The sequence below is a fragment of the Candidatus Pseudomonas auctus genome, from assembly GCF_048654275.1.
Taxonomy (GTDB): Bacteria; Pseudomonadota; Gammaproteobacteria; order Pseudomonadales; family Pseudomonadaceae; genus Aquipseudomonas; species Aquipseudomonas pharyngis.
On the sequence record NZ_JBJYZK010000002.1, the window covers coordinates 608,072 to 633,280 of the forward strand.

The 25,209-nt window shown below is 61.3% G+C and carries 26 protein-coding genes; 9 read left to right on the plus strand and 17 right to left on the minus strand.

From position 1 onward, the window contains the following. Positions 1–28: 28 nt before the first annotated feature. A complete protein-coding gene (locus tag ACKUG4_RS06265) occupies positions 29–412 on the minus strand; it encodes a hypothetical protein (RefSeq protein WP_064593272.1) in 384 nt (127 codons plus the stop codon). 148 nt (positions 413–560) lie between these two features. Here ACKUG4_RS06265 and ACKUG4_RS06270 point away from each other — a divergent pair, with 148 nt between their 5' ends. Together ACKUG4_RS06270 and ACKUG4_RS06275 are read left to right on the plus strand one after the other, a co-directional pair. Further along, the gene (locus ACKUG4_RS06270) at positions 561–758 is read left to right on the plus strand and encodes a heavy-metal-associated domain-containing protein (RefSeq protein WP_007958490.1); all 198 of its coding nucleotides are present in this window, start codon (positions 561–563) and stop codon (positions 756–758) included. Positions 759–861: 103 nt separating this feature from the next. Continuing rightward, the gene (locus ACKUG4_RS06275; RefSeq protein WP_445433665.1) at positions 862–2,064 is read left to right on the plus strand and encodes a multidrug effflux MFS transporter; all 1,203 of its coding nucleotides are present in this window, start codon (positions 862–864) and stop codon (positions 2,062–2,064) included. Positions 2,065–2,074: 10 nt separating this feature from the next. On the opposite strand, the gene ACKUG4_RS06280 is transcribed toward ACKUG4_RS06275, so the two are convergent. The 3 genes from ACKUG4_RS06280 to ACKUG4_RS06290 all read right to left on the minus strand — a co-directional run bounded on the left by ACKUG4_RS06280 (position 2,075) and on the right by ACKUG4_RS06290 (position 3,754). After that, positions 2,075–2,248, minus strand: a complete 174-nt coding sequence (locus tag ACKUG4_RS06280) for a hypothetical protein (protein ID WP_166742328.1) — start codon at positions 2,246–2,248, stop codon at positions 2,075–2,077. Between the two features lie 167 nt (positions 2,249–2,415). Continuing rightward, entirely contained in the window at positions 2,416–3,429 is a 1,014-nt protein-coding gene (locus tag ACKUG4_RS06285) for a zinc-binding alcohol dehydrogenase family protein (protein ID WP_064593274.1), read from the minus strand. A gap of 31 nt (positions 3,430–3,460) precedes the next feature. Further along, on the minus strand, positions 3,461–3,754 hold the full coding sequence (locus ACKUG4_RS06290; protein ID WP_445433666.1) for a putative quinol monooxygenase: 294 nt from the start codon (positions 3,752–3,754) through the stop codon (positions 3,461–3,463). Between the two features lie 117 nt (positions 3,755–3,871). Between ACKUG4_RS06290 and vimR the strand changes: the two genes are divergently transcribed. The 3 genes from vimR to ACKUG4_RS06305 all read left to right on the plus strand — a co-directional run bounded on the left by vimR (position 3,872) and on the right by ACKUG4_RS06305 (position 7,349). Then, complete coding sequence (gene vimR / locus ACKUG4_RS06295) at positions 3,872–4,801, plus strand: transcription regulator VimR (RefSeq protein WP_064593275.1); 930 nt, start codon at positions 3,872–3,874, stop codon at positions 4,799–4,801. 304 nt (positions 4,802–5,105) lie between these two features. Continuing rightward, on the plus strand, positions 5,106–5,840 hold the full coding sequence (locus ACKUG4_RS06300; RefSeq protein ID WP_064593276.1) for an ArsR/SmtB family transcription factor: 735 nt from the start codon (positions 5,106–5,108) through the stop codon (positions 5,838–5,840). Between the two features lie 126 nt (positions 5,841–5,966). After that, positions 5,967–7,349 (plus strand): MFS transporter, encoded by a 1,383-nt coding sequence (locus tag ACKUG4_RS06305; RefSeq protein WP_064593277.1) that lies wholly within the window; start codon positions 5,967–5,969, stop codon positions 7,347–7,349. A gap of 117 nt (positions 7,350–7,466) precedes the next feature. Here the strand turns inward: ACKUG4_RS06305 and ACKUG4_RS06310 are convergent, their stop codons facing one another. The 3 genes from ACKUG4_RS06310 to ACKUG4_RS06320 all read right to left on the minus strand — a co-directional run bounded on the left by ACKUG4_RS06310 (position 7,467) and on the right by ACKUG4_RS06320 (position 10,597). Then, a complete protein-coding gene (locus tag ACKUG4_RS06310) occupies positions 7,467–8,420 on the minus strand; it encodes an adenosine deaminase (protein ID WP_007958502.1) in 954 nt (317 codons plus the stop codon). Positions 8,421–8,501: 81 nt separating this feature from the next. Further along, entirely contained in the window at positions 8,502–9,467 is a 966-nt protein-coding gene (locus ACKUG4_RS06315) for a 2-oxoglutarate and iron-dependent oxygenase domain-containing protein (protein WP_221398628.1), read from the minus strand. Between the two features lie 56 nt (positions 9,468–9,523). Continuing rightward, positions 9,524–10,597 (minus strand): BMP family ABC transporter substrate-binding protein, encoded by a 1,074-nt coding sequence (locus ACKUG4_RS06320; RefSeq protein WP_445433667.1) that lies wholly within the window; start codon positions 10,595–10,597, stop codon positions 9,524–9,526. Between the two features lie 286 nt (positions 10,598–10,883). On the opposite strand from ACKUG4_RS06320, the gene ACKUG4_RS06325 reads away from it, so the two are divergent. Further along, positions 10,884–11,975 (plus strand): calcium:cation antiporter, encoded by a 1,092-nt coding sequence (locus ACKUG4_RS06325; RefSeq protein WP_445433668.1) that lies wholly within the window; start codon positions 10,884–10,886, stop codon positions 11,973–11,975. A gap of 60 nt (positions 11,976–12,035) precedes the next feature. On the opposite strand, the gene ACKUG4_RS06330 is transcribed toward ACKUG4_RS06325, so the two are convergent. The 3 genes from ACKUG4_RS06330 to ACKUG4_RS06340 form a co-directional block, all read right to left on the minus strand. Continuing rightward, positions 12,036–13,394: an 8-oxoguanine deaminase gene (locus ACKUG4_RS06330; RefSeq protein WP_445433669.1), complete on the minus strand. Its 1,359-nt coding sequence runs from the start codon at positions 13,392–13,394 to the stop codon at positions 12,036–12,038. A 183-nt stretch (positions 13,395–13,577) separates the two neighbouring features. Continuing rightward, positions 13,578–14,273, minus strand: a complete 696-nt coding sequence (locus ACKUG4_RS06335) for an SDR family oxidoreductase (protein ID WP_011332317.1) — start codon at positions 14,271–14,273, stop codon at positions 13,578–13,580. Between the two features lie 27 nt (positions 14,274–14,300). Next, on the minus strand, positions 14,301–14,651 hold the full coding sequence (locus tag ACKUG4_RS06340; protein ID WP_445433670.1) for a MerR family DNA-binding transcriptional regulator: 351 nt from the start codon (positions 14,649–14,651) through the stop codon (positions 14,301–14,303). Positions 14,652–14,734: 83 nt separating this feature from the next. Between ACKUG4_RS06340 and ACKUG4_RS06345 the strand changes: the two genes are divergently transcribed. After that, positions 14,735–15,151 carry a hypothetical protein gene (locus tag ACKUG4_RS06345; RefSeq protein WP_445433671.1) on the plus strand — a complete coding sequence of 139 codons (417 nt, stop codon included), beginning with the start codon at positions 14,735–14,737 and terminating at the stop codon, positions 15,149–15,151. Here ACKUG4_RS06345 and ACKUG4_RS06350 read toward each other — a convergent pair. The 6 genes from ACKUG4_RS06350 to ACKUG4_RS06375 all read right to left on the minus strand — a co-directional run bounded on the left by ACKUG4_RS06350 (position 15,148) and on the right by ACKUG4_RS06375 (position 21,538). Next, positions 15,148–16,074 carry an ABC transporter permease gene (locus ACKUG4_RS06350; protein WP_039773215.1) on the minus strand — a complete coding sequence of 309 codons (927 nt, stop codon included), beginning with the start codon at positions 16,072–16,074 and terminating at the stop codon, positions 15,148–15,150. The genes ACKUG4_RS06345 and ACKUG4_RS06350 overlap by 4 nt on opposite strands. Further along, positions 16,074–17,180, minus strand: a complete 1,107-nt coding sequence (locus ACKUG4_RS06355) for an ABC transporter permease (RefSeq protein WP_085667776.1) — start codon at positions 17,178–17,180, stop codon at positions 16,074–16,076. The genes ACKUG4_RS06350 and ACKUG4_RS06355 overlap by 1 nt, the downstream gene beginning before the upstream one ends. A gap of 13 nt (positions 17,181–17,193) precedes the next feature. Beyond that, positions 17,194–18,744 (minus strand): ABC transporter ATP-binding protein, encoded by a 1,551-nt coding sequence (locus ACKUG4_RS06360; protein WP_445433672.1) that lies wholly within the window; start codon positions 18,742–18,744, stop codon positions 17,194–17,196. A 537-nt stretch (positions 18,745–19,281) separates the two neighbouring features. Continuing rightward, positions 19,282–19,863 (minus strand): IMPACT family protein, encoded by a 582-nt coding sequence (locus ACKUG4_RS06365; RefSeq protein ID WP_236191571.1) that lies wholly within the window; start codon positions 19,861–19,863, stop codon positions 19,282–19,284. Positions 19,864–19,871: 8 nt separating this feature from the next. Further along, complete coding sequence (locus ACKUG4_RS06370) at positions 19,872–20,522, minus strand: TetR/AcrR family transcriptional regulator (protein ID WP_011332324.1); 651 nt, start codon at positions 20,520–20,522, stop codon at positions 19,872–19,874. 95 nt (positions 20,523–20,617) lie between these two features. Further along, a complete protein-coding gene (locus ACKUG4_RS06375) occupies positions 20,618–21,538 on the minus strand; it encodes a LysR family transcriptional regulator (RefSeq protein ID WP_085613582.1) in 921 nt (306 codons plus the stop codon). Positions 21,539–21,677: 139 nt separating this feature from the next. Between ACKUG4_RS06375 and aptA the strand changes: the two genes are divergently transcribed. Both aptA and ACKUG4_RS06385 read left to right on the plus strand, forming a co-directional pair. Then, positions 21,678–23,027: an omega-aminotransferase AptA gene (aptA, locus tag ACKUG4_RS06380; RefSeq protein WP_011332325.1), complete on the plus strand. Its 1,350-nt coding sequence runs from the start codon at positions 21,678–21,680 to the stop codon at positions 23,025–23,027. Between the two features lie 76 nt (positions 23,028–23,103). After that, positions 23,104–24,597 (plus strand): CoA-acylating methylmalonate-semialdehyde dehydrogenase, encoded by a 1,494-nt coding sequence (locus ACKUG4_RS06385; RefSeq protein WP_011332326.1) that lies wholly within the window; start codon positions 23,104–23,106, stop codon positions 24,595–24,597. Between the two features lie 202 nt (positions 24,598–24,799). Here ACKUG4_RS06385 and ACKUG4_RS06390 read toward each other — a convergent pair. Further along, the coding region (locus ACKUG4_RS06390) for a hypothetical protein (RefSeq protein ID WP_445433673.1) at positions 24,800–25,209 on the minus strand (410 nt) is incomplete at its 5' end.

Genomic DNA, 25,209 nt, shown 5'->3' on the forward strand with positions numbered 1-25,209 from the left:
GCAGGCTCGCTCCCACATTTTTGATTGCTCAGTAGCCGAGGCCGGTCGGCTTGAGGTACATGCCTTCCTGGTTCATCGCGATGCGGAATTTCAGGATGTCGCCGGCATGCAGTCTGATCTCCTGCGAGCCCGGCGCGAGCATGCCCGGGTTGCAACCCGGCATTTGCCCCGGCAGCAGCTTCAGGCGCAGCGAGACATTGCCCGGCGGCAGGTTGAACGATGTGCTTTGCTCCTGAAACAGGCGCGCCGACAGCTGATCCTGGATGTACACGCCGATTTCGCAGGAGGTCGCCACTTCCAGGCGCTCGCGGGAAATGATCAGCACCCCGTAATCTTCCCCGGCGGCTTGCACCGAAGGGATCGCGGCAAAGAGGCTGAGTAAGCCAAACAGGCTGAAAGCTGACCAGCGCATGGCTGAATCTCCTGAATTCATGTCATTGATGCGTGCAGCTTGGCCGAGCGCGGCGCCGATTGCCAGCCCGGCAGTTTTTTGCAGAACTTGACCTTGCCATCGTGGCAAGCCTGAAACTGCCGGCAACCTCACTCAAAGGAATCATTCCATGCAAGTGTTCACTGTTGAAGGCATGTCCTGCGGTCACTGTGTCAAGGCCGTCACCCAGGCGGTGCAGAGCAAGGATCCGGCCGCCAGCGTGCGGGTCGATCTGGCGGCGAAGGAAGTCGGCGTCGAAAGTGCGCTGAGCGCCGAGCAGGTGATCGAGGCGATCAGCGAAGAAGGCTACGCCATCAAACTCGCCTGATCTTTTTAATAGTTAGCGAGCTACCGGAATGTTCAAGGCGTCCTCGCGCAGCTAGACTGTCGGGCTGCACTCAACTCAACTGCCCGCCCGACCTGGACGCCTGATGAACTTCCGTACCCTTCTGATTCTCGGTGCCCTGACCGCCTTCGGTCCGTTGGCGATCGACTTCTATCTACCCGCGTTTCCCACTATGGCGCTGGCGTTCGGCACCGACGAGAAACACGTCCAGCTGACGCTGTCGGCCTATTTCTTCGGCCTGTCCATTGGCCAACTGGCTTACGGGCCGTTGGCGGATCGCTTCGGCCGGCGGATTCCGTTACTGATCGGTCTGATGCTGTTCACGCTGGCGTCAGTGGCCTGCGCCTATGCGCCGAATCTGGAGTGGCTCATCGCGGCACGGCTGGTGCAGGCGCTGGGCGGTTGTGCGGGGATGGTGATTGCCCGGGCGGTGGTCAGCGACAAGTGCGACGCGGTGGGTTCGGCGAAAGTGTTCTCGCAGCTGATGCTGGTGATGGGGCTGGCACCGATTCTGGCGCCGATGCTCGGCGGTCTGCTGGTCAACACCACGGGGTGGCAGTCGATTTTCCTGGTGCTGACCGGATTCAGTGCCCTGGCCGGACTGGCCGTGGCCCTCGGCCTGCCGGAAAGTCTGCCGGCGCATGTTCCGCGCCAGCCGTTGTCCGGTGCCCTGCGTCAGTACGGTCGGCTACTGGCGGATCCGGTCTACATGGGCCATGCCCTGACCGGCGGTATCGCCATCGCCGGGATGTTTGCCTACATCGCCGGCTCCCCTTTCATATTCATCAAACTGTACGGCGTGCCTGCCGAACATTTCGGCTGGCTGTTCGGCACCAATGCGGCCGGGTTCATTCTGGTCGCACAGGTCAATGCGCGCCTGCTGGCCAAGCGCGGTCCGGCCTTTCTGCTGTCACGGGCGGTCTGGGTTTACCTGGGTGCCGGGCTGACGCTGCTCGCGGTCAGCGCCTTGCACACCGAGTCCCTGTGGCCATTGCTGATTCCCTTGTTCATCTGCGTGGCCAGCCTTGGCTGCATCAGCCCCAATGCGGCGGCGTGTGCGATGAACGGGCAGGGCGGTCGCGCCGGCAGTGCTTCAGCGTTGCTCGGTAGCCTGCAGTTCAGCGTCGCTGCAGGGGCCTCGGCGCTGGTGGGGATCCTGCACGATGGCACCGCCGTGCCGATGGCCATGGTCATCAGCCTGTGTGGTTTGCTGGTGGTGTGCGCAGCGATGCTCACCCGGCGCATCCAGAATGCCCGGGCGCTGGCAAAGGCGCAGGCTGAAAACTGAAACGAAAGCCTCAGCCGACAGCGCGCTGCTGGCCGGGATCGGGAATCTGATGGGGCGCGTGCAGACGCGCTTCGAGGGTGCGGGTGAAGGCCAGCGCTTCGGCCTCACTGCGGAAGGTCACGGCGTGCTGGTCAAGACGAACTTGCCATTGGGACTTTGCCACTTCTTTTATCAGGATCTTCATTGCTGACCTCCCGTACGTAAAAGATTGCATCGCAGAGGTTTCGATTGTAGTCCTGAATACGATCGCAATTGTGACAAGGGTCGAGCATCTGACTGACGGCAAAAAAAACACCGCAGCCCCCGAGCCAGCCACATCGGAGGCTGGAGAAGGCTGCGGCCTTGCGGGTTTTAGAAACCTTCTAAAACAATTTTCCCCTTGGCCTTGCCGCTTTCCAGCAATTCATGGGCGCGGCGCAGGTTGCTCGCGTTGATCGTGCCGAAGTGCTCGCCGACCGTGGTTTTCAAGGTGCCGCTGTCGATCAGCCCGGCCACTCGATTGAGCAGTTTGTGCTGCTCGATCATGTCCGGCGTTTCGAACAGCGAGCGGGTGTACATGAACTCCCAGTGCAGCGACAGGCTCTTGCGCTTGAGTTTGGTCACGTCCAGCGCTTTCGGATCGTCGATCAGCGCCAGTTTGCCTTGCGGCGCCAGAGCCTCGACCAGTTGGTCCAGGTGCTGTTCGGTCTGGGTCAGGCTGGCGACGTGGGTCACGTGGGCCACACCGGCGCGTTTCAGTTCTTCGCTCAACGGCTGGCTGTGATCGATCACCACGTCGGCGCCCAGCTCGGTCACCCAGTCGCGGGTCTCAGGGCGGGAGGCGGTGCCGATCACCTTGAGTCCGGTCAACTGGCTGGCCAGTTGGGTGAGGATCGAACCGACGCCGCCGGCCGCGCCGACGATCAGCAGGCTCTGGCCTTCGTCAGTGTTGCCTTCGCGAATCTGCAGACGTTCGAACAACAATTCCCACGCCGTAATGGCGGTCAGCGGCAAGGCGGCAGCTTCGGCGAAGCCGAGGGTTTTCGGCATGTGGCCGACAATCCGCTCATCGACGACGTGCAATTCGCTGTTGCCACCGGCCCGGGCAATGGAGCCGGCGTAGAACACCTTGTCGCCGGCCTTGAACAGGGTCACTTCACTTCCGACGGCCTTGACCACACCGGCCACGTCCCAGCCCAGTACCTTGGCGGCGCCGCCTTCCGGCGCGACGTTCTGGCGAACCTTGGTGTCGACCGGGTTGACTGAAATCGCTTTGACTTCCACCAGCAGGTCGCGGGGGCCGGCTACCGGTTCTGGCAGTTCGATGTCTTGCAGGGATTTTTCGTCGCTGATCGGGAGCGAGGCGTAATAGGCGATAGCTTTCATGGAGAACTCCGAAAGTGAATATAGGAAGGTTTCAGGCGATGACGCGCAGGCGCTTGAGTTCGAAGTGTTCGAGGAACGCCTCGGCCTGGCTGCGGAAATGCTGGATATGCGCGCTGGCATCGTGGGCTTGCAGGGCTTCGTCGCTGGCCCACTGTTCGATCATGTAGAAGGCCAGTGGATTGGCCAGGTCCTGATGCAGTTCGTACTGACCGCAACCCGCTTCGGCGCGGGTCGGTTCGATCAGGGCGCGCAGGTGCTGTTCGAGAGCGCCCTGCTGGCCAGGTCGGGCGATCAGGGTGGCAATAGCGGTGAAAGGCTGGGACATGTTCGACTCCGGGACGGGATGAATTCGATGGAAGGCATGATTGGCTATTTCTGCCCGAGATAAAACCGGCTAAAAGAGCAGTCTCTTTCAATGTTTTTTTGATAATCGAGGCTGAGGATGCTGCGTTTCGATGACTTGCAGTTGTTTGTCCGGGCGGCGGATCTGGGCAGCCTGTCGGCGGCGGCGCGGGTGATGGACATGTCCGCCGCGGTGGCCAGTGCCGCGCTCAAGCGGATCGAGCAGCAACTGGGCGCGCGCCTGTTGGCACGCTCCACCCGCAGTCTGCGGCTGACGGCCGAAGGTGAAGGGTTTCTCGAATACGCCCGCGCTGCGTTGAGCAACCTGGATGAGGGGCGCCGCCTGCTGGCCAGCGGGCAGGACCAGGTCAGCGGCATTCTGCAACTGTCGGCGCCTTCGGACTTCGGTCGCAACCTGCTGTTGCCGTGGCTCGATGAATTTCAACGCGAACATCCGAAGCTGACGGTGCGACTGCTGCTGGGTGACCGCATCGCCGACCTGTTTCGCCAGCCGGTGGACATCGCCTTGCGCTACGGCGAGCCGGAGGATTCGAGTCTGGTGGCATTGCCGATTGCCCCGCACAACCGACGGGTACTGTGCGCTTCGCCGCTCTACCTGGCGCGGCACGGCGAGCCGCTGCATCTGGAACAGCTCGCGCAGCACAACTGCCTGCTGTACATGCTCGGTGGCCGGGTGCATGACCACTGGAGTTTTCATGACGGCAAGCGCGAGGTCAGCCTGACCGTCAGTGGCGATCGCTTCAGTGATGATGCCGATGTGGTGCGTCTGTGGGCGGTGGCTGGCGCGGGGATCGCCTATAAGTCGTGGCTTGATGTGGCCGGTGATGTACTGGCGGGGCGACTGAAAGTGCTGTTGCCGGAGCTGCTCTGTGAACGCGCTCCGCTGAATCTGCTGTGCGCCCATCGCGCACAATTGAGTAAGCCAGTGAACCTTCTGAGGGAAATGCTCGCCAGTCGTTGCGCTGAATTGAGTAGCCGATTTCCCGTTTTCTTGGAGACCGATCATTAGTCGCAGGTAAATAGCGAAATTTCTCTCAGGAACAATCACCAGCCACGGCCACTCCGGCGCAGGACGCAGCGAGCAACCCGCTTATACTAGCGACCGCCTGAAGCCCGCACCGACAGGCCGGCAAGAGAACGATCAGACCGGAACCGGCGGGGCAGGAACGAGGGTCGCGACAGTACTGCGGTTTCCTCGCTGCGGCGCGCAAAGTGCCTCGGCTCAAGGCACTTTGCGCGTCTTGGCCGACGACTGATTACTGGTCAAGATGTCTATGAGCAGTAGACGATACGATTCAACAGGGAGTGAATACATGGAACATGCACCTTGCATCAGCCAGATCGCCACGTTGCTGGCCGATCCCAAACGCAGCGCAATGATGTGGGCGTTGATGGATGGCTCGGCGCGGCAGACCGAGGAGCTGGCGTTGCTGGCCGGGCTTTCGCCTTCGTCAGCCAGTGCGCATCTGGGGCGCTTGTCCGCTGGCGGTCTGTTGAAGGTCGAGGCGCGCGGACGCAAACGCTTCTTTCGTCTGGCGGCTCCTGAAATCGGTGCGGCCATCGAGGCGCTGGCCAGTGCCACCCTGGCCAGCGCCCCGCGAGAAATCCCCGACGTGTTCAAGCGTGCCTCGCCGGTCGTCAGACCCCAGGCCGCGCCGTCTTCACTGCTGCGCGCGCGGTTTTGCGACGACCATCTCGGGGGCACGCTGGCCGCCGATCTGTACCAGCGGCTGCTTGACGCCGGCTGGATCGAGCAGCTTGAAAACCGGGTGGTCGTGACGCACAAAGGCTCGACACAACTGGCCGGGCGCGGCGTTTACATCCAGGCCCTGGCTCACCGCAACGCCCAGGTGGCGTGTGCTTGCCCGGACTGGAGCGAGCGTCGTCCGCACATGGGAGGCTCGCTGGGGGCGGCGTTGTTGCAACTGTTCATGCAGTCGGGCTGGCTGGTGCTGCCCAAGGACTCCCGTGCTTTGCAACTGACGGCGGCGGGCCAGCGGGAAATTCATCGATTTGCCTGTGAAACCGAGCTGGAAATGGCGTTATAGAGCGCTTTCTTCCACGGATGTACTCCTGAACGTCGCCAACGGCTGCGAACAAGTCGCATCTGGCACAGGCGCGCAACCGCTATCGCGCACACTCGATCCGGGGACTTTTCGGATTGAGGAGGTGGCATGGACACGGGAAACTACAGCGCGGCAGATCGACTGGAGCGCCTGCCAGTCAGCGGTTATCACCGGATCATCTTCATCATCATCGCCCTGGCGTTTTTCTTCGACTCCATGGATCTGGCGATGATGACCTTCCTGCTCGGCTCGATCAAAGCCGAGTTCGGCCTGAGCAGCGCCGAGGCTGGTCTGCTGGCCAGTTCGAGCTTTTTCGGCATGGTGCTGGGGGCGTCGCTGTCCGGGATGCTGGCTGATCGATTCGGCCGAAAACCGGTGTTCCAGTGGAGCATCGTCCTGTGGGGGCTGGCCAGTTACCTGTGCTCCACGGCGCAGACGGTCGAAAGCCTGACGCTGTTTCGCATCCTGCTGGGAGTCGGCATGGGCATGGAGTTTCCGATTGCTCAGTCGATGTTGTCGGAATTGATTCCTGCCCAGCGTCGGGGTCGCTATATCGCCTTGATGGACGGTTTCTGGCCGCTGGGTTTTGTCGCGGCGGGCGTGCTGTCGTATTTCCTGTTGCCGTTGATTGGCTGGCGCGACATCTTTCTGGTACTGGCGGTGCCGGCGGTGTTCGTGCTGGCGATCCGCTTTTTCATTCCCGAGTCGCCGCGCTGGCTGGAACAGGCCGGCAAACATGACGCAGCGGACAAGGTTTTGTGCGGCATCGAGGCGCGGGTACGGGCATCGCTGGGCGGTGCTGCATTGCCGGCGCCGGTTCGTCTGCCACGTAGCGTGACCCCGCCGGGCCATTTCCTTTCGGCGCTCAAACAGATCTGGTCGCCGCAGTATCGCCGGCGCACGACGATGATCTGGAGCCTTTGGTTCTTCGCGCTGCTCGGCTTCTACGGCCTGACCTCCTGGCTCAGCGCGCTGCTGCAACAGTCGGGGTTTGCGGTCACCCAGTCGGTGTATTACACGGTGCTGATTTCCCTCGGCGGGATTCCCGGTTTCCTGATGGCGGCCTGGCTGGTGGAGCGCTGGGGACGCAAGCCGGTGTGCATCGTCACGCTACTCGGCGGCGGGGTGATGGCGTTTCTATACGGGCAGAGCGCAGTGTTCGGCGGCAACGTGGCGCTGCTGATCGGCACGGGGCTGTTGATGCAGTTTTTCCTGTTCGGCATGTGGGCGGTGCTCTACACCTACACGCCGGAACTGTACCCGACCTCGGCGCGGGCGACGGGCTCGGGGTTCGCCTCGGCCATCGGGCGCGTGGGTTCGCTGCTCGGGCCGTTGGTCACCGGGCTGGTGTTCCCGATCACCGGGCAGGGTGGGGTGTTTGCGCTGGGGGCGCTGTGCTTTGCGATTGCGGCGGGGGTGGTGTGGCTGTTCGGGATGGAGACCCGGGGCAAGACGCTGGAAGAGCTGACTGAAACCGAGATGCTCAGCTGAATACAGCACCCTGTGGGAGCGGGCTTGCCCGCGATGGCGGACCGTCAGTCAACATTGATGTTGGAAGTGATGGCCTCATCGCGGGCAAGCCCGCTCCCACAGTTTTTGTATTGCTCTTTATGGTTTTACCAGGCGCGCATCCAGGCTGTTCTGCGCCAGACGCTTGGCCTGATCCTGAGTCATGCCCAGGTGGGTGTGCAGCGCATGGAAGTTCTCGGTCACGTAACCACCGAAGTACGCCGGGTCATCGGAGTTCACCGTGACTTTCACGCCGCGCTCGAGCATGTCGAGGATGTTGTGCTGGGACATGTGATCGAACACGCAGAGCTTGGTGTTCGACAGCGGGCACACGGTCAGCGGGATCTGCTCGTCGATGATCCGCTGCATCAGGCGCTCGTCTTCGATGGCGCGCACGCCATGGTCGATACGCTGGATTTTCAGCAGGTCGATGGCTTCCCAGATGTATTCCGGTGGGCCTTCTTCACCGGCGTGGGCGACGGTCAGGAAACCTTCGTGGCGGGCACGATCGAACACGCGTTGGAATTTGCTCGGCGGGTGACCCATCTCGGAGCTGTCCAGACCCACCGCGACGAATGCATCACGGAACGGCAGCGCCTGGTCGAGGGTTTTCTGTGCTTCGTCTTCGCTGAGGTGGCGCAGGAAACTCAGGATCAAACCGCTGGTGATGCCCAGTTGCTGCTCGCCATCCTTCAGCGCGGCGGCGATACCGTTGAGCACCACTTCGAACGGGATACCCCGGTCGGTGTGGGTCTGCGGATCGAAGAACGGTTCGGTGTGAATCACGTTCTGTTCTTTGCAGCGCAGCAGGTAGGCCCAAGTCAGGTCGTAGAAATCCTGGGAGGTGCGCAGCACGTCGGCGCCCTGGTAATACAGGTCGAGGAATTCCTGCAGGTTGTTGAAGGCGTAAGCCTTGCGCAGGGTTTCCACGTCGCTCCACGGCAGGGCGATCTTGTTGCGCTCGGCCAGGGCGAACAACAGCTCGGGCTCCAGCGAGCCCTCGAGGTGCAGGTGCAGTTCAGCCTTGGGCAGGGCGTTGAGCCAGTCGTACATATTCTTTTCTCATCAGGTGCAATGGCGGACATTCTACAGATGCCCGCCGAAACAATTGGCAAAACCTGACCAACCGATCCATCACACCGCTTCCTGCTCCCGTCGATAGGCGTAGGTATCGGCGAAGCGCGACAGCAGGAATTCGGCGCAGGTGGTGGTCGGATATTTCGCAGGATGCTGTGCGTCCTGGCAACCGGGCAGGCACTCGATACGGGTATCCGGATGCGGCTCGGCGAAGAACGGCATCGAGTAGCGATCCACCCCGAGAGGGCTGATCACCCGGTGCGGGGTCGAGCGATATCGGTCGTTGCTCCAGCGCGCCATCATGTCGCCGAGGTTGACCACAAAGGTGCCGTCGATGGGCGGTGCGTCGATCCACTGGCCGTTGACGTTCTTCACCTGCAGGCCGCCGGCGCTGTCCTGATACAGCAGCGTGATGCAGCCGTAATCGGTGTGCGCGCCGGCACCTTGCTGTTCGGCGGAACTGGCGGTGTGGCGCGGTGGGTAATGGATCATCCGCAGCACGCTGACCGGTTCGTTGAAGCGTGTATCGAAGAAGTCGCGCTCGATGCCCAGCGCTAACGTCATGGCCCGCAACAGGGTTTGCGCCAGGGCCTGCATGTCGAGGTAGTGCTGCTCCATCAGCGGCTCCCAGCCAGGGATGGCCGGATGACGGTTGGGGCCACGTAACGGTTTTCCTGCCAGCACCTCGGGATGATCGGCCGGCAGGTGCAGGCCCATGTCGAAGGTTTCCTTGAGATCGCTGGGTTTGTCCGGGTCGAGCTGTTCGGTGGCGATGGCGCCGTAGCCGCGATGATGGACGGTCTGGGTGATGTCGATCTTGAGTTTTTCCGCGCTCGGCAGCGCGAAGAAGTGCCGGGCGTGATCGAGCAGGGATTCGATGCGCTGCGCAGAAATCGGGTGACCCTTGATGTAGAAAAAGCCCCATTCGCGGCAAGCGTGGTCGATCTGTTCGGCGACGGCCGGCCAGGCGTTCTGGTCGTCGGAGTAGAGCGGCGAGATGTCGATGATCGGGAGTTGGTTCATTTCGAATGCTCGTTAGCGACCGCTCCCATGCAGAGGAGCGGTCAGGGGCAGGTGGATTACTTCGGCATCTCGGCCTTCATGCCTTCGACGTAGTAATTCATCGACGCCAGTTCGGCGTTGGTGGCGCTGACCCCCGCCGGGATTTTCTCGACGCCGGCCTGATCCTTGATCGGCCCGGTGAACGGTTGCAGGGCGCCGCTCTTGATGTCGGCGATGATCTGCTCGGCTTCGGCCTTCACCGGTGCCGGCACCAGGTCGCTGATCGGCAGTTCGACCGTGCCTTCCTTCAATCCGCCCCAGTAGTCCTGGGATTTCCAGCTGTGGTCGATCACGCTCTGGGTCGCTTGAATGTAGTGCGGCGCCCAGTCGTTGACGATCGAGGTCAGCACCGCTTTCGGGCCGAAGTGCGCCATGTCCGAAGCGTAGCCCACGGCGTACACGCCGCGTCGCTCGGCGGCCTGGATCGGCGCCGGGCTGTCGGTGTGCTGGAACACCACGTCCACGCCCTGATCGATCAGCGCGTTGGCCGCGTCGGCCTCTTTGCCCGGGTCGAACCACGAGTTGACCCACACCACTTTGATTTCGGTGCCGGGGTTGTACTTGTTCAAGGCCAGTTGAATGGCGTTGATGTCACGGATCACTTCCGGGATCGGGAACGAGGCGACGTAGCCGATTTTTTTGCTCTTGGTCATCTTCGCCGCGAGGAAACCACCGACGTAACGGCCCTCATACGTACGCGCGAGATAGGTGCCGAGATTCTTGTCCTGCTTGTAGCCGGTGGCGTGTTCGAAGGTCACCTTGGGAAACTGTTTGGCGACTTTCACCGTCGGGTTCATGTAGCCGAAAGAGGTGGTGAAGATCAGGTCGTAATTGTCCTTGGCCATGTTGCGGATCACCCGCTCGGCGTCGGCGCCTTCGGCGACGTTTTCCACGTAATTGGTGGTGATCTGCGAACCGAGTTTTTCCGCCAGCGCCTTGCGTCCCTGTTCATGCTGATACGTCCAGCCGTGGTCGCCGATGGGGCCGATGTAGACGAAGCCGACTTTCAGTGGATCGGCGGCACTGGCGCTCAGGCTGAGGCCAAGGCCCATGGCGATGCACAGCAGTGTTTGCAGTGGACGTTTTTGCATGAACGCGAACTCCCTTTTGTTGTGTGTGGGGAGGGCAATGCAAAAGACTGACCAAGCGGACAACAATCTGGCTTGAAACCGAGGCGCGCCCATCGCGGGCAAGCCCGCTCCCACAAAGCACCGCGATCCCTGTGGGAGCGGGCTTGCTCGCGAAGAGGCCGTAAAGTCCAATAAAAGTGCAGGCGTAGATAAAGCTGCCATCCACTGGTGCGCTAAGGTGTAACGAAACGTTAGCGCCGCCCCGCAGTCAGTAGCTCATTCGCACTCTTCGGCAAAAAGGCCCGTCATGTTCACCATCCTCAAGCAAGAAAGCTTTCTGCTGTTGGCCGTCATCGCCACCTGTGTTGCGTATCCGCTGGAGCACTGGCTGCTGCACAGTGGCCAGTTTGTCGCGCTGACGGCCGGGCTGGTGCTGATCGCCTTCATCGTCGCCGCCTCGATGCGCGTTGCCCATCAGGCTGAACTGCTCGCGGAAAAAGTCGGCGATCCGTACGGCACGATGATCCTGACCCTCGCCGCCGTGCTGGTGGAAGTGGTGATCCTGGCGATCATGATGAGCAACGAAGCCTCGCCGACATTGGTGCGCGACACGATCTATTCGGCGGTGATGCTCGACATCAACGGCATTCTCGGCCTCGCCGCGCTGATGGGCGGGATCAAGCATGGCGAGCAGTCCTACAACGACGATTCGGCCCGCAGTTACAGCGTGATGATTCTCACCGCCATGGGCGTGTCGATGGTGGTGCCGGAGTTCATTCCCGAGGCCAACTGGAAAATCTATTCGGCGTTCACCATCGGCGCGATGGTGGTGCTTTATGCGTTGTTCCTGCGCATGCAGGTCGGGCCGCACAGTTACTTTTTCAGCTACAGCTACCCGGACAAACGCCGCAAGAAAGAGCCGGTGGAACAAGAGCCGAAACCGGTCAGCCTGGCGCTGTCGATCGGCATTCTGGTGTTCGGTGTGGTGGTGATCGGCGCACTGGCCGAGGTGATGTCCAAGACCCTCGATCTGGGCCTGAAAGGGACGGGCGCACCACCGGTGATCACGGCGATTCTGGTGGCAGCGATTTCCGCGGCGCCGGAGATTCTGACCGCGTTGCGCGCGGCGTTGGCCAACCGTATGCAGTCGGTGGTCAACATTGCGATGGGGGCTTCGTTGTCGACGGTGATCCTGACGGTGCCGGTGATGGAGGCGATGGCGCTCTACACCGGGCAGCCGTTTCAGATGGCGATGACGCCGGTGCAGACGGTGATGATCTTCATCACGCTGATCGTCAGCGCGATCAACCTCAATGACGGCGAGACCAATGCCATCGAGGGCATGACCCACTTTGTGCTGTTTGCGACGTTCATCATGTTGTCGCTGCTTGGTCTCTGAGCCGATCACAAAACCAAATGTGGGAGCAAGCCCGCTCCCACATTCAGACTTCCGCTTGGATCATTTACCGGCAATCAACTGCCGAGCTGCCTGGCTGTGATCGGCAATCAGGCCTTTGAGATCCAGCCCTTCAACCTGCCCGTCAACCACGCGCCACTTGCCGCCGACCATCACGCGATCCGCCCGGTCCGCACCGCACAACAGCAACGCCGAGATCGGGTCATGGCTGCCGGAGAAGCGCAACTCATCGAGCTTGAACAACGCCAGATCCGCCTGCTTGCCGACCGCCAGTTCACCGATGTCGGTGCGACCCAGCAGGCTCGCCGAACCCTTGGTCGCCCAGCCCAGCACACGTTCCGGAGTGATCTTCTCGGCGCCGTAACGCAAGCGCTGGATGTACAGGGCCTGACGCGCTTCGAGGATCATGTTCGAGGCATCGTTGGACGCCGAGCCATCCACACCGATACCGAACAACGCGCCGGCATCGGTCAGATCGATACTCGGGCAGATGCCGGACGCCAGACGCATGTTCGAGCTCGGGCAATGGCAGATACCGGTGCCGGCCGCGCCGAGACGGGCGATTTCGTCGGGGTTGAAATGGATGCCGTGAGCCAGCCAGGTGCGTGGGCCGAGCCAGCCGACGCTGTCCAGATAATCCACCGTGCGCAGGCCGAAGCGTTGCAGGCAGAAGTCTTCTTCGTCGAGGGTTTCGGCGAGGTGAGTGTGCAGGCGCACATCGAGTTTGTTCGCCAGTTCGGCGCTGGCGGACATGATTTCCGGGGTCACCGAGAACGGCGAGCACGGCGCCAGAGCGATCTGGATTTGCGCACCGTCGCCACGTTCGTGGTACTCGTGAATCAGACGCTGACTGTCGTCGAGAATTACCTGGCCTTCCTGCACGGTCTGCTGCGGAGGCAGGCCGCCGTCCTTCTCGCCGAGGCTCATCGAACCACGGGTGAGCATGGCGCGCATGCCCAGTTCGCGCACGGTTTCGACCTGCACGTCGATGGCGTTTTCCAGGCCATCCGGGAACAGGTAATGGTGATCGGCAGCGGTGGTGCAACCCGACAACAGCAACTCGGCCAGCGCGACCTTGGTGGCGAGGGCGAGCTTTTCAGGCGTCAGGCGCGCCCAGACCGGGTACAGGGTTTTCAGCCACGGGAACAACGGCTGATTGACCACCGGCGCCCAGGCGCGGGTCAGGGTCTGATAGAAGTGGTGATGGGTGTTGATCAGGCCCGGCAGGATCACGTGTTCACGGGCGTCGAACACTTCGTTGCATGGGGTCGATGGCTGCTGGCCGGCGCCGAGCACTTCGGTGATCACACCGTCTTGCAGGACCAGACCGCCACGGGCATCGAGACCGTTGGCCGTGAAAATGGCGAGGGGATTTTTTAACCAGATACGGGTCGCAGGCATTGTGGCCGGCTCCTCTGAAAGTTGGGTTCAGGGTTGCCAGCTCAGTGTTGCCCTGTCTGCTGATCCAGGGTCGCCGCGAGGGGCGAGGTGCGGAGTTTCGAACAAAATGTTTCGACGGGCAAGCCCAACCCGACCAGACACCGGGATAACCCTGTGGGGGTGAGCCCCCACAGGGTCCAGTGATTACCAGGGAATGGTTTCACCCTTGTAGTTCACGAAGTGATGGCCGCCCTTGCCGGCGAACGCATCCACCTGATCCACCAGGCCACGGGTGCTGGTCTCCACGTCGATGTCGGCACCTTCACCGCCCATGTCGGTTTTCACCCAGCCCGGATGCAGCGACAGCACCGTAAGTTTCTGCTCGCCCAACTGCGTGACGAAGCTGTTGGTCATCGAGTTCAGCGCCGCTTTGCTGGCCTTGTACAGTGCCAGTTCCGGCGCGTCGGGCATGGTCACGCTGCCGAGCACCGAACTCATGAACGCCAGCACGCCGCTGCCGTCGCGGATCTGCCCGACAAAGCGCTGGGCCAGATTGATCGGTGCCACCGCGTTGGTGAAGAACAACTGGCCGACTTCCGCCAGCGTCGCGCCGCCCGGGGTCTGCACTTCGGGGCCTTTGACCCCGGCGTTGACGAACAGCAGGTCGAAGGTCTCGCCCTTGAGCTTCTGGCTCAGGGCGATCACCGCTTGCTGGTCGTCCATGTCGAGTTTTTCGATTTGCACGTTGCCCAGTGCTTCGAGAGCCTCGGCGTTGGAAGGATTGCGAACCGTGGCGGTGACTTGCCAGCCGTCGGCCAGCAGGGTTTTCACCAGTCCCAGGCCCAGGCCCCGGGAGGCGCCGATGATCAATGCGTGCTTGGCAGGATTAAGTGCGGACATGACGGGCTTTCCTTGAAAGTTGAAAGATCACGGGTTCAATGGACAGCGTTGACCGAGCCGATGCTGCAATTCGAGGCGCAGCTCACCGAGTTCGGCCATGCGGGTTTCGACCAGCTTGAGTTTGTCTTGCAGCAGTTGCGTGACGGTGGTGTCAGGATTTGGCGATTGCCACAGCGCGCCAACGCTGCTGCCGATCTCGCCGAGAGTAAAGTCCAGACGCTGCGCCGTTTTGATGTAGAGCACCAATTGCACCATCTCCGGCGGATAGTCGCGATAACCGTTGGCGCTGCGTTGCGCCGCGATCAATCCGCGCTCCTCGTAAAAACGCAGCGTGTCACGGCTGACATCGCAGGCCTGGGCCAACTCACCGATGCGCATCTTGCAGGTCTCGAAAGTGTTTGACCCTGGAGCATACTCCAGGCTTTACCGTGGTTGCTCCCTGAATTTTCGGAGCAAGGATGATGTGGACTTCAACGCAGTATCGGCAGGTGGTGCGCGGCAGCGCCTGGTATGACTTGATCGTGACGGCGGCGTTTGTCACACCGTGGAGTTTTGCTGTGTTGCATGGGGTGCTGACAGCGCTGAGTCAGGCGCTGGAGCTGCCCGGCGAACTGCCGCCGTTCGAACCTGCGCATCTGTTGATCGCCAATTTGTTCGGTTCGGTGGTGTGTATGTGGGCAGTGCTGCGGATTCGTGATCCGCAGCCGGTTTATGGGCGCTATGACGCGGTGACGCGGTTTCTGTTCGCCGCGTGGATGACGAATGCCCTGGCCCACGGCGCCAGCTCGTTGGTGGTGGGTTTCCTGGTTCTCGAAGTGGCGTGGGGCATCGCTCAGGCGTTGCCGGTCCGGCCGCTGTCGCGAGCCGTAACGGCTTAGTGCCCGGCCTGCCACGGCTGCCCCAGTGATACCGGCGCGTACAACCGTGTACGCAGCGCATCCCGCGACAACAACACCAGCACCAGAATCGTCGCGACATACGGCAGCATCGCCAGCAGACTCGAAGGAATCGCCAGCCCCAACCCCTGCGCCACCAGGTGCAGGATGCTGGCGAGTCCGAACAGATACGCACCGAGCAGCAAGCGCCACACCCGCCAACTGGCGAACACCACCAGCGCCAGGGCGATCCAGCCGCGTCCGGCGGTCATGTTCTCAGCCCACATCGGCGTGTAAGCCAGCGACAGATAAGCGCCGGCCAGTCCGGCCATCGCCCCGCCGAACAACACCGCCAGTGTGCGCACGGTCAGCACCGGCAAGCCCATGGCACTGGCCGCATCCGGGTTCTCGCCGACCGCTTGAATGATCAGCCCGACACGGCTTTTCACGATCACCCACGCCACCAGCGCAAACAGCGCGAACGACAGGTACACCAGCAGATCCTGGGCAAACAGCATGCGGCCGATCAGCGGGATTTCGCTCAGGTAGGGAATCGCCAGCGGCTCGAAACCGGCCAGCGGTTTGCCGACCCACGCCGCGCCGACAAAGGTCGACAGGCCGACGCCAAAAATCGTCAGCGCCAGCCCGGTCGCCACCTGATTGGCGTTGAACACCAGCGCCACCAGAGCAAACAGCGACGACAGCAACATCCCGGCGAGCATCGCGAGCACCACGCCGAGCCACAGGTTGCCGCTGTTGAACGCGACGATGAAACCGATCACCGCGCCAAACAGCATCATCCCTTCCTGACCGAGGTTGAGTACGCCGCTCTTCTCGCAGATCAATTCACCCAGCGCCACCAGCAGCAGTGGCGTACCGCAGCGCACCATGGCGTAGAAAATATTGCTCAGCAGATCGATATCCATCACAGCGCTCCGGCGGTTACGGCGGTGGTAGACGTGCGCCGCACCCAGCGCAGGTTAAGACGTGGCCGATAGAGGATCAGCACGTCACAGGCCAGCAGGAAAAACAGCATCATTCCCTGGAACAGCTGAGTGATCGCCTGCGGCAGATTCAGCGTCATCTGCGCGCTCTCGCCACCGATGTACAGCAGCGCCATCAACAGGCTGGAAAACAGAATGCCGATCGGATTGAGCCTGCCGAGAAATGCCACGGTGATCGCCGCGTAGCCGTAGCCCGGCGAGACCTGCGGCACCAGTTGGCCGATCGGCCCGGTGACTTCGCAGACACCGGCAAGCCCCGCCAATCCTCCGCTGATCAGCAGTGCGAGCCAGATCAGACGCTTCTCGCGAAACCCGACGAATCCTGCCGCACGCTTGTCCAGCCCCAGCACCTTGATCTGGAAACCGACGAAGCTTTTCTGCAGCAACACCCACACCGCGACCAGCGCGAGCAAGGCGAAATACACGCCGATGTGTGCCCGACCGTCCTCCATCAACAGCGGCAGGCGGCTGGCATCGCTGAACATTGCCGATTCGGGAAAATTGAATCCGGCCGGATCCTTCAGCGGCCCGTGTACGCAGAACAGCAACAGGTTCAGCGCGATGTAGTTGAGCATGATGCTGGTGAGGATTTCGTTGGCATTGAAGCGGGTACGCAACCAGGCGGTGAGCCCGGCCCAGGCGGCGCCGGCGAACGTGCCGGTCAGCAGGATCAGCACCAGCGCCCAGCGGCTTTGCATGTCGATGATATTTACCGCCAGCGCACTGCCGGCCAGGGCGCCGAGCAGCAACTGGCCTTCGGCGCCGATGTTCCAGATCCGCGCCTGATAGGCCACCGCGAGGCCCAGCGCACAAAGCAGGATCGGCAAGGTTTTGACCAGAAGTTCGGAGACGCCATACAGGTCGCTGACCGGGGCGATCAATAACGTGTGCAGGGTTTTCAGCGGGTCGTGACCGAGGGCGATGAACAGCAACGATCCGCAGACCAGCGTCAGCACCGCCGCCAGCACCGGCGAGCACCACAGCATCAGCCGTGATTGCCGGCCACGGGGTTCGAGGGAAAGCAACATGGGAGAAACTCCGTTAAACCGTGGCCGGTTGTGATTGAGGGGTGTCGAACTGGCCGGCCATCCAGCCGCCGACGTCGCTGAGGCGGGTCCGCGCCGTGTCCTGCAACGCCGACAGGCGCCCGCCGCACAGCGCGCCCAGGCGGTCGCTGATCTGGAACAGTTCGTCGAGGTCTTCTGAGATCACCAGAATCGCCGCCCCGGCATCGCGCAGGGCAATCAGCGCCCGGTGAATGGTGGCCGCCGCGCCGACATCCACGCCCCAGGTCGGGTGCGCGGCGATCAGCAGTTTCGGTTGCTGGAGGATTTCCCGGCCGAGGATGAATTTCTGCAGGTTGCCGCCGGACAGGCTGCGGGCGGCGGTCTGGGTGTCCGGGGTTTTCACGCCGAAGCGCTCGATGATCGTTTGGGCGAGGGCTTCGACCTTGCCGCGCTCAATCAAACCGTGGCTGACCAGGCCTTGTTGAAAGGCGGTGAGCAGGGCGTTGTCCGCCAGGCTCATGTCCGGCACCGCGCCATGCCCGAGGCGTTCGGCGGGGACGAACGCCAGGCCGAGTTTGCGTCGGGCATCCGGGCGCTGATCGGCGACAGGGTGTTCCTGGAAGCAGATGGTTTGCGCTGAATCGCGGGGCAGTGTTTGCTCGCCGCTGAGCAATGCCAGAAGCTCGTCCTGCCCGTTGCCCGCCACGCCGGCGATGCCGACGATTTCACCGCTGCGCACCTGCAGATCGATGTCGTTCAGGGAGCAACCGAACGGATCCGGGTTGTGCCAGTTCAGACCGCTGACCTGCAAGAACGCCGCGCCACCGGTGACCTTCGTGAACTCGCCGATCGATGTCGCGGCGTCGCCCACCATCAATTGCGCCAGTTGCCGGTCGGTGCAGTCGGCGGGTACGCAATGCCCGGCCACCCGACCGCCACGCAGCACCGTGGCGCTGTGGCACAAGGCGCGCACCTCGCCAAGTTTGTGGCTGATGAACAGAATGCTGCAGCCCTCGGCCGCGAGCCGGCGCAGGGTGATGAACAACTCTTCGGCTTCCTGCGGCGTGAGCACCGAGGTCGGTTCGTCGAGAATCAGCAGGCGAATGTCTTGCATCAGGCAACGCACGATCTCGACCCGTTGCCGCTCGCCGATCGACAGGCTGTGGACAAGTCGCTGGGGTTCCAGCGCCATGCCATATCGGCGCGACACTTCACGGATTTTCGCCTCCAGCTGTTTCGGCGAGCCGGCTCCTGCGCCCATCGCCAGCGCGATGTTTTGCGCCACGCTCAGGGTCTCGAACAGCGAGAAATGCTGGAACACCATGCCGATGCCCAACTGCCGCGCCTGGGCCGGGTTGCGCATAGTCACCGGTTGACCCTGCCACAGCATCTCACCCGAATCGGCCTGGGTGACGCCGTAGATGATCTTCATCAACGTGCTTTTGCCTGCACCGTTTTCACCGAGCAGCGCGTGGATTTCACCGGGGGCGATGCTCAGGTCGATGGCGTCATTGGCAAGGCAACCGGGATAACGTTTGCTGATTTGGCGCAGTTGCAGCTGCGGTGTGGACGTGGGGTTTGGCATGACAGGCTCGGGTTGCTTGGAGTTGTGCCTGTGGATAAAGCAATTTCCTGGCCATTGAGTCAGGAACGCAGGTGGCTGCTGTTTGCCAGCCTGTGGCGCAGAGCCTGTGAATCGAATTCGGTTGCCTGCACGGCACCACTTGAGGGCAAAGCCTTTGATCAGGCTCCAGTTTTGCCCGCAACTGGCTGATCAAAAAACGAGCAACCCCGCCGAAGCCATGCAGAACCTGCGACTGCGCCAGCCATGAACGGCTTATCCACAGGTTGCTCCACAGTATTTGTGCGCAAGACAAAATCCCGGGCATAAGCACTGCCGGGCTTTCTTCTAAAGGCGATAAACAACGCTAAGCGATTGTTTTTACGTGAAATTGTTCATTGCGATGGGCGATTGGACGAAAAGTGAGCAAATCCCGCAAAGCCACGTGACAGAAGGGTTACAGCCTCCTGTGCTCAGGTTATCCACAGCCGGGTGCACAGCGGATGTGGGCAAGTCTCGGGCATAAGCAAACGGGCTGGTGCCCCAAAACATGGCGGGGCTTCAACGCTGCAGCAGGATTCGCCCGCGGCTCAGGTCGGCCAGCTGATTCTGCAACAGCTCGATGTGCGCTTCGCCCACTGCCAGTTGCAATTCGACTCCGTTGGCGGTGAAGTTTTCTTCGATCACCAATCCGCCCAGATCCGCGACCCGCAGTTTCACCAGCGCCAGTTCGCCAAAGGCGCAGGCGCAACGCACGGGCACGCGACTGATCAATTCCATCTTCGGCGCGGCTTGCAGGCACTTGTTGGCGCCGCCGCCATAGGCCCGGGCCAGACCGCCGGTGCCCAGTTGAATGCCGCCGTACCAGCGGATCACCAGCACCGCGACCTGATCGCAGTCCTGCGCTTCGATGGCCGCGAGGATCGGCCGCCCGGCAGTGCCGCCGGGTTCGCCGTCGTCGTTGCTGCGGTATTGATCGCCGAGCTTCCACGCCCAGCAATTGTGCGAAGCGTTCAAGTCGCTGTGTTGCTCGATGAAGGCTTGCGCCTCAGCGGGGCTGCCGATCGGCGCGGCGAAGGTGATGAAACGGCTTTTGCGGATTTCTTCGCGGAACTCGCAAAAGCCGCTGAGGGTGAATGGCATAAAACGACTTATATAGAAGAAGTGAGGCCGCAGCCTTTGAGGATGATGCGGATCAGATTGTTGCCGGCGTCTTCCATGTCCTGTTTGGTCAACTTGCTGCGACCGGTCACCCGACAGATCTGGGTGGCGAAGTCGGCGTAATGCTGGGTGCTGCCCCACAACAGGAAGATCAGGTGCACCGGGTCGACCGGATCCATTTTGCCCGCGTCGATCCAGGCCTGGAACACGCCGGCGCGGCCCTGGAACCAGGCGCGGTAATCCTGATTGAAATATTCGGTGAGGCATTCGCCGCCGCTGATCACTTCCATCGCGAAGATCCGCGACGCTTGCGGCTGGCGACGGGAGAATTCCATTTTCGCGCGGATGTAGCGGGTCAGTGCTTCGGCCGGATCGTCCTCGGCCGTCAGGGTATTGAAGGTGCTGTCCCACAATTGAAGGATGTTGCTCAGCACCGCCACGTACAACCCGAGCTTGTTGGTGAAGTAGTAATGCAGGTTCGCCTTGGGCAGTCCGGCCTTGGTGGCGATGGTGTTCATGCTCGTGCCTTTGTACCCGTGACGGGCGAACTCGTCTTCGGCGGCTTTGATGATGGTCTCTTCGTTCTTCTGACGAATGCGGCTGGCGGGTTTGCCGCCGTGGGCTGGGACTTCAAAGGTCATAGGCACTTCCGGGTTTGTCTGTGGGGTGCAACCAGTTGCGTTGATAGCGCAACCACCGGCGCGGGACAAGCCCCGGGCGAATAAAACCCCGGTCGTCAGCGGGTGGCGGCGAGGCTTTCGAGAAAGCTTTCCAGTACCAGATGAGGGCGACGGCCCTTGCGGGTAACCGAGGCCAGGCTCAAATCATAGAAGCGGGTACTGGCCTTGAGCGCGCGCAAGCGACCTTGTTGAACCCAGAGACTGGCGTAGTGATCCGGCAGGTAGCCGATGTAGCGCCCGGTCAGAATCAGGAACGCCATGCCTTCACGGTCGGAAGCGCTGGCGGTGCAGTTGAGCGCCTGATAGTGCTCCTGGATCTCCGCCGGCAGACGGAAGGTCGGGGCGATGGCGTCCTGACTGTTGAGGCGCTCGTCATCCAACTGTTTATCGTCGACGTAAAACAACGGATGACCAACTGCGCAGTAGAGCAGCGAACGTTCGCTGTACAGCGGTTGGTATTCCAGTCCCGACAACGCACTGGCCTGCGGCACCACGCCGACATGCAGGCGTCCGTCGAGCACGCCTTGTTCGACTTCGTTGGGGGCGATCATGCGGATCTGGATTTGCACGTCTGGCCCGCGTTCCTTCAACTGCGCGAGAGCGTGGGTGATGCGCATGTGGGGCAGGGTGACGAGGTTGTCGGTCAGGCCGATGATCAATTCGCCGCGCAAGTGCTGGTGCAGGCCGTTGACCTCGGTGCGAAAACTCTCCAGTGCACTCAACAGCTGCAGCGCCGACTGGTAAACCTCACGACCCTCTTCGGTCAGGGAGAAACCGGCGCGCCCGCGTTGGCACAGACGCAGGCCGAGACGTTGTTCCAGATCACTCATCTGCTGGCTGATCGCCGAGCGACCGATGCCGAGTACGGTTTCCGCCGCCGAGAAGCCACCGCACTCCACCACGCTGCGAAAAATCCGCAGCAGGCGAATGTCAAAGTCACTGACCTGCGCCAGTGGATCGGGGCGACGACTGCTCATGCTGTTGGCCTCATTGTTTAGCAGAGTTCTAACTGAAGGTTAGAAGAGTTGAATTTCACCGACTTTATCCCCGTGGCAATTTAGCTGCAACAACGCTTTCTATCTCTCTGAAGCTTATTGCCCTGCGAGGTTTTGCCCGATGAACATGCCTGAAAATGCGCCGTCGCCACTGGCCAGCCAACTGAAGCTGGACGCGCACTGGATGCCCTACACCGCCAACCGCAACTTCCAGCGCGACCCGCGTCTGATCGTTGGTGCCGAAGGCAGCTGGCTGATCGACGACAAGGGCCGTAAGGTGTACGACTCGCTGTCCGGTCTGTGGACCTGCGGCGCCGGGCATACCCGCAAGGAAATCCAGGAAGCGGTGGCCAAGCAGTTGGGCACCCTCGATTACTCGCCGGGCTTCCAGTATGGCCACCCGCTGTCGTTCCAGCTGGCGGAGAAAATCACTGATCTGACGCCGGGCAACCTGAACCATGTGTTCTTCACCGACTCCGGTTCCGAGTGCGCCGATACCGCGGTGAAAATGGTCCGCGCCTACTGGCGCCTGAAAGGCCAGTCGACCAAGACCAAGATGATCGGCCGCGCCCGTGGTTATCACGGCGTGAACATCGCCGGCACCAGCCTCGGCGGCGTCAACGGCAACCGCAAGCTGTTCGGTCAGGCGATGATGGATGTCGATCACCTGCCGCACACTTTGCTGGCGAGCAATGCTTTCTCCCGTGGCATGCCGGAGCAGGGTGGTATCGCGCTGGCCGATGAGCTGTTGAAGCTGATCGAGCTTCACGATGCTTCGAACATCGCTGCGGTGTTCGTTGAACCTATGGCCGGTTCCGCTGGCGTACTGGTTCCGCCACAGGGCTACCTCAAGCGTCTGCGTGAAATCTGCGATCAGCACAACATCCTGTTGGTGTTCGACGAAGTGATCACCGGTTTCGGCCGTACCGGCACCATGTTCGGCGCCACCACCTTCGGTGTGACCCCGGATCTGATGTGCATCGCCAAGCAAGTCACCAACGGCGCGATCCCGATGGGCGCGGTAATTGCCAGCTCCGAGATTTATCAGACCTTCATGAACCAGCCGACCCCGGAATACGCTGTGGAATTTCCGCACGGCTACACCTACTCGGCGCACCCGGTGGCTTGCGCCGCTGGCCTGGCGGCACTCGACCTGCTGCAAAAGGAAAACCTGGTGCAGAGCGTGGCTGAAGTTGCACCGCATTTCGAAAATGCCCTGCATGGCCTGAAAGGCGCGAAGAACGTCATCGACATTCGCAACTTCGGTCTGGCCGGTGCGATCCAGATCGCGGGCCGTGACGGCGACGCCATCGTGCGTCCGTTCGAAGCCGGCATGGCATTGTGGAAAGCCGGGTTCTACGTGCGCTTCGGCGGCGACACCCTGCAGTTCGGCCCAACCTTCAACAGCAAGCCGCAGGACCTTGATCGTCTGTTCGACGCGGTCGGCGAAGTGCTGAACAAGCTCGACTGATTTTTCCTTCTATATAGATACGCCAATGGCAGGCGCTCTTGCGGGCGTCTGCGCACAAGAATTCAGGAGTTCCCCGATGAGCGTTATCCCGCATTTGATCAATGGCGAACTGGTGACCGAGAACGGTCGCGCGGTCGATGTGTTCAACCCGTCCACCGGTCAGGCAATCCACAAGCTGCCGCTGGCCAGCCGCGAAACCATCCAGCACGCCATCGATGCCGCCAAGGCTGCGTTCCCGGCCTGGCGCAACACGCCACCGGCCAAACGTGCCCAGGTGATGTTCCGTTTCAAGCAACTGCTGGAGCAGAACGAAGCACGCATCGCGCAATTGATCAGCGAAGAACACGGCAAGACTCTGGAAGATGCTGCCGGTGAACTGAAGCGTGGCATCGAGAACGTCGAGTTCGCCTGCGCAGCGCCGGAAATCCTCAAGGGTGAGTACAGCCGCAACGTCGGCCCGAATATTGATGCCTGGTCGGACTTCCAGCCGCTGGGCGTGGTGGCCGGCATCACCCCGTTCAACTTCCCGGCGATGGTGCCGCTGTGGATGTATCCGTTGGCGATCGTCTGCGGCAACTGCTTCATCCTCAAGCCGTCCGAGCGTGATCCGAGTTCGACCTTGCTGATCGCGCAACTGTTGCTGGAAGCCGGCCTGCCAAAAGGCGTGCTGAGCGTGGTGCACGGTGACAAGACTGCGGTGGACGCGCTGATTGAAGCGCCGGAAGTCAAAGCGCTGAGCTTCGTGGGTTCGACGCCGATTGCCGAGTACATCTATGCCGAAGGCACCAAGCGCGGCAAGCGCGTACAGGCACTGGGCGGCGCGAAGAACCATGCGGTGCTGATGCCGGATGCGGATCTGGACAACGCGGTCAGCGCACTGATGGGCGCGGCTTACGGTTCCTGCGGTGAACGCTGCATGGCGATTTCGGTGGCGGTGTGTGTTGGCGATCAGGTGGCGGATGCACTGGTGGCCAAACTGGTTCCTCAGATCAAGGCGCTGAAAATCGGTGCCGGTACTTCGTGTGGTCTCGACATGGGGCCGCTGGTTACCGGTCAGGCGCGTGACAAGGTCAGCGGTTATGTCGAAGACGGCGTGGCGGCGGGCGCAACCCTGGTGGTCGACGGTCGTGGTCTGAGCGTTGCCGGTCATGAAGAAGGTTTCTTCCTGGGTGGCTGCCTGTTCGACAACGTCACGCCTGAGATGCGCATCTATAAAGAAGAGATCTTCGGGCCGGTGCTGTGCGTCGTCCGGGTGAACAGCCTGGAAGAGGCGATGCAACTGATCAATGATCACGAATACGGCAACGGCACCTGCATCTTCACTCGTGACGGTGAAGCGGCGCGTCTGTTCTGCGACGAGATCGAAGTCGGCATGGTCGGGGTCAACGTTCCACTGCCGGTGCCGGTGGCTTACCACAGCTTCGGCGGTTGGAAGCGCTCGCTGTTCGGCGACCTGCATGCTTACGGTCCGGATGGTGTGCGCTTCTATACCCGTCGCAAGGCGATCACCCAGCGATGGCCACAGCGTGCGAGCCATGAGGCGTCGCAGTTCGCATTCCCTAGCTTGTAAGTAGAAGGGCAGTGCAAAGAAGGCCGACCTTTTAAGGTCGGCCTTCGCGTTTCAGGGCTTTTTTGACCGATATGACAGTTTTATGAAAATAGGGGTTGACGGGAGATTCTGAGTCTCTATAATTCGCCCCACTTCCGGCGCAGTCGAAACGGAAAACTCTTTGAAATTCAATGAGTTAAGTAGGTTTCGATAGTGGATTGCTTCAGTTCATCGAAGCCTGGAAGGAGTTGGAGATGCCGGTTTGTTGGGTGCTTTCAACGGTTCGATCTTCTCGGTCGAAAGCGGAGAAAAAGAGGTGTTGACAGCAGCGTGTAACGCTGTAGAATTCGCCTCCCGCTAACGAGAGATCGGAAGCGCAAGTGGTTGAAGTTGTTGAAGAAATCTTCGAAAACTTCTGAAAATAATCACTTGACAGTAAATGAGGCTGCTGTAGAATGCGCGCCTCGGTTGAGACGAAAGATCTTAACCAACCGCTCTTTAACAACTGAATCAAGCAATTCGTGTGGGTGCTTGTGGAGTCAGACTGATAGTCAAAAAGATTATCAGCATCACAAGTTACTCCGCGAGAAATCAAAGATGTAACCAACGATTGCTGAGCCAAGTTTAGGGTTT

Excerpts from the sequence above, each read along its gene's own strand:
- ACKUG4_RS06265 (WP_064593272.1), bottom strand. The coding sequence starts at position 412 with ATGCGCTGGTCAGCTTTCAGCCTGTTTGGCTTACTCAGCCTCTTTGCC.
- ACKUG4_RS06270 (WP_007958490.1), top strand. The coding sequence starts at position 561 with ATGCAAGTGTTCACTGTTGAAGGCATGTCCTGCGGTCACTGTGTCAAG.
- ACKUG4_RS06275 (WP_445433665.1), top strand. The coding sequence starts at position 862 with ATGAACTTCCGTACCCTTCTGATTCTCGGTGCCCTGACCGCCTTCGGT.
- ACKUG4_RS06280 (WP_166742328.1), bottom strand. The coding sequence starts at position 2,248 with ATGAAGATCCTGATAAAAGAAGTGGCAAAGTCCCAATGGCAAGTTCGT.
- ACKUG4_RS06285 (WP_064593274.1), bottom strand. The coding sequence starts at position 3,429 with ATGAAAGCTATCGCCTATTACGCCTCGCTCCCGATCAGCGACGAAAAA.
- ACKUG4_RS06290 (WP_445433666.1), bottom strand. The coding sequence starts at position 3,754 with ATGTCCCAGCCTTTCACCGCTATTGCCACCCTGATCGCCCGACCTGGC.
- vimR (WP_064593275.1), top strand. The coding sequence starts at position 3,872 with ATGCTGCGTTTCGATGACTTGCAGTTGTTTGTCCGGGCGGCGGATCTG.
- ACKUG4_RS06300 (WP_064593276.1), top strand. The coding sequence starts at position 5,106 with ATGGAACATGCACCTTGCATCAGCCAGATCGCCACGTTGCTGGCCGAT.
- ACKUG4_RS06305 (WP_064593277.1), top strand. The coding sequence starts at position 5,967 with ATGGACACGGGAAACTACAGCGCGGCAGATCGACTGGAGCGCCTGCCA.
- ACKUG4_RS06310 (WP_007958502.1), bottom strand. The coding sequence starts at position 8,420 with ATGTACGACTGGCTCAACGCCCTGCCCAAGGCTGAACTGCACCTGCAC.
- ACKUG4_RS06315 (WP_221398628.1), bottom strand. The coding sequence starts at position 9,467 with ATGAACCAACTCCCGATCATCGACATCTCGCCGCTCTACTCCGACGAC.
- ACKUG4_RS06320 (WP_445433667.1), bottom strand. The coding sequence starts at position 10,597 with ATGCAAAAACGTCCACTGCAAACACTGCTGTGCATCGCCATGGGCCTT.
- ACKUG4_RS06325 (WP_445433668.1), top strand. The coding sequence starts at position 10,884 with ATGTTCACCATCCTCAAGCAAGAAAGCTTTCTGCTGTTGGCCGTCATC.
- ACKUG4_RS06330 (WP_445433669.1), bottom strand. The coding sequence starts at position 13,394 with ATGCCTGCGACCCGTATCTGGTTAAAAAATCCCCTCGCCATTTTCACG.
- ACKUG4_RS06335 (WP_011332317.1), bottom strand. The coding sequence starts at position 14,273 with ATGTCCGCACTTAATCCTGCCAAGCACGCATTGATCATCGGCGCCTCC.
- ACKUG4_RS06340 (WP_445433670.1), bottom strand. The coding sequence starts at position 14,651 with ATGCGCATCGGTGAGTTGGCCCAGGCCTGCGATGTCAGCCGTGACACG.
- ACKUG4_RS06345 (WP_445433671.1), top strand. The coding sequence starts at position 14,735 with ATGTGGACTTCAACGCAGTATCGGCAGGTGGTGCGCGGCAGCGCCTGG.
- ACKUG4_RS06350 (WP_039773215.1), bottom strand. The coding sequence starts at position 16,074 with ATGGATATCGATCTGCTGAGCAATATTTTCTACGCCATGGTGCGCTGC.
- ACKUG4_RS06355 (WP_085667776.1), bottom strand. The coding sequence starts at position 17,180 with ATGTTGCTTTCCCTCGAACCCCGTGGCCGGCAATCACGGCTGATGCTG.
- ACKUG4_RS06360 (WP_445433672.1), bottom strand. The coding sequence starts at position 18,744 with ATGCCAAACCCCACGTCCACACCGCAGCTGCAACTGCGCCAAATCAGC.
- ACKUG4_RS06365 (WP_236191571.1), bottom strand. The coding sequence starts at position 19,863 with ATGCCATTCACCCTCAGCGGCTTTTGCGAGTTCCGCGAAGAAATCCGC.
- ACKUG4_RS06370 (WP_011332324.1), bottom strand. The coding sequence starts at position 20,522 with ATGACCTTTGAAGTCCCAGCCCACGGCGGCAAACCCGCCAGCCGCATT.
- ACKUG4_RS06375 (WP_085613582.1), bottom strand. The coding sequence starts at position 21,538 with ATGAGCAGTCGTCGCCCCGATCCACTGGCGCAGGTCAGTGACTTTGAC.
- aptA (WP_011332325.1), top strand. The coding sequence starts at position 21,678 with ATGAACATGCCTGAAAATGCGCCGTCGCCACTGGCCAGCCAACTGAAG.
- ACKUG4_RS06385 (WP_011332326.1), top strand. The coding sequence starts at position 23,104 with ATGAGCGTTATCCCGCATTTGATCAATGGCGAACTGGTGACCGAGAAC.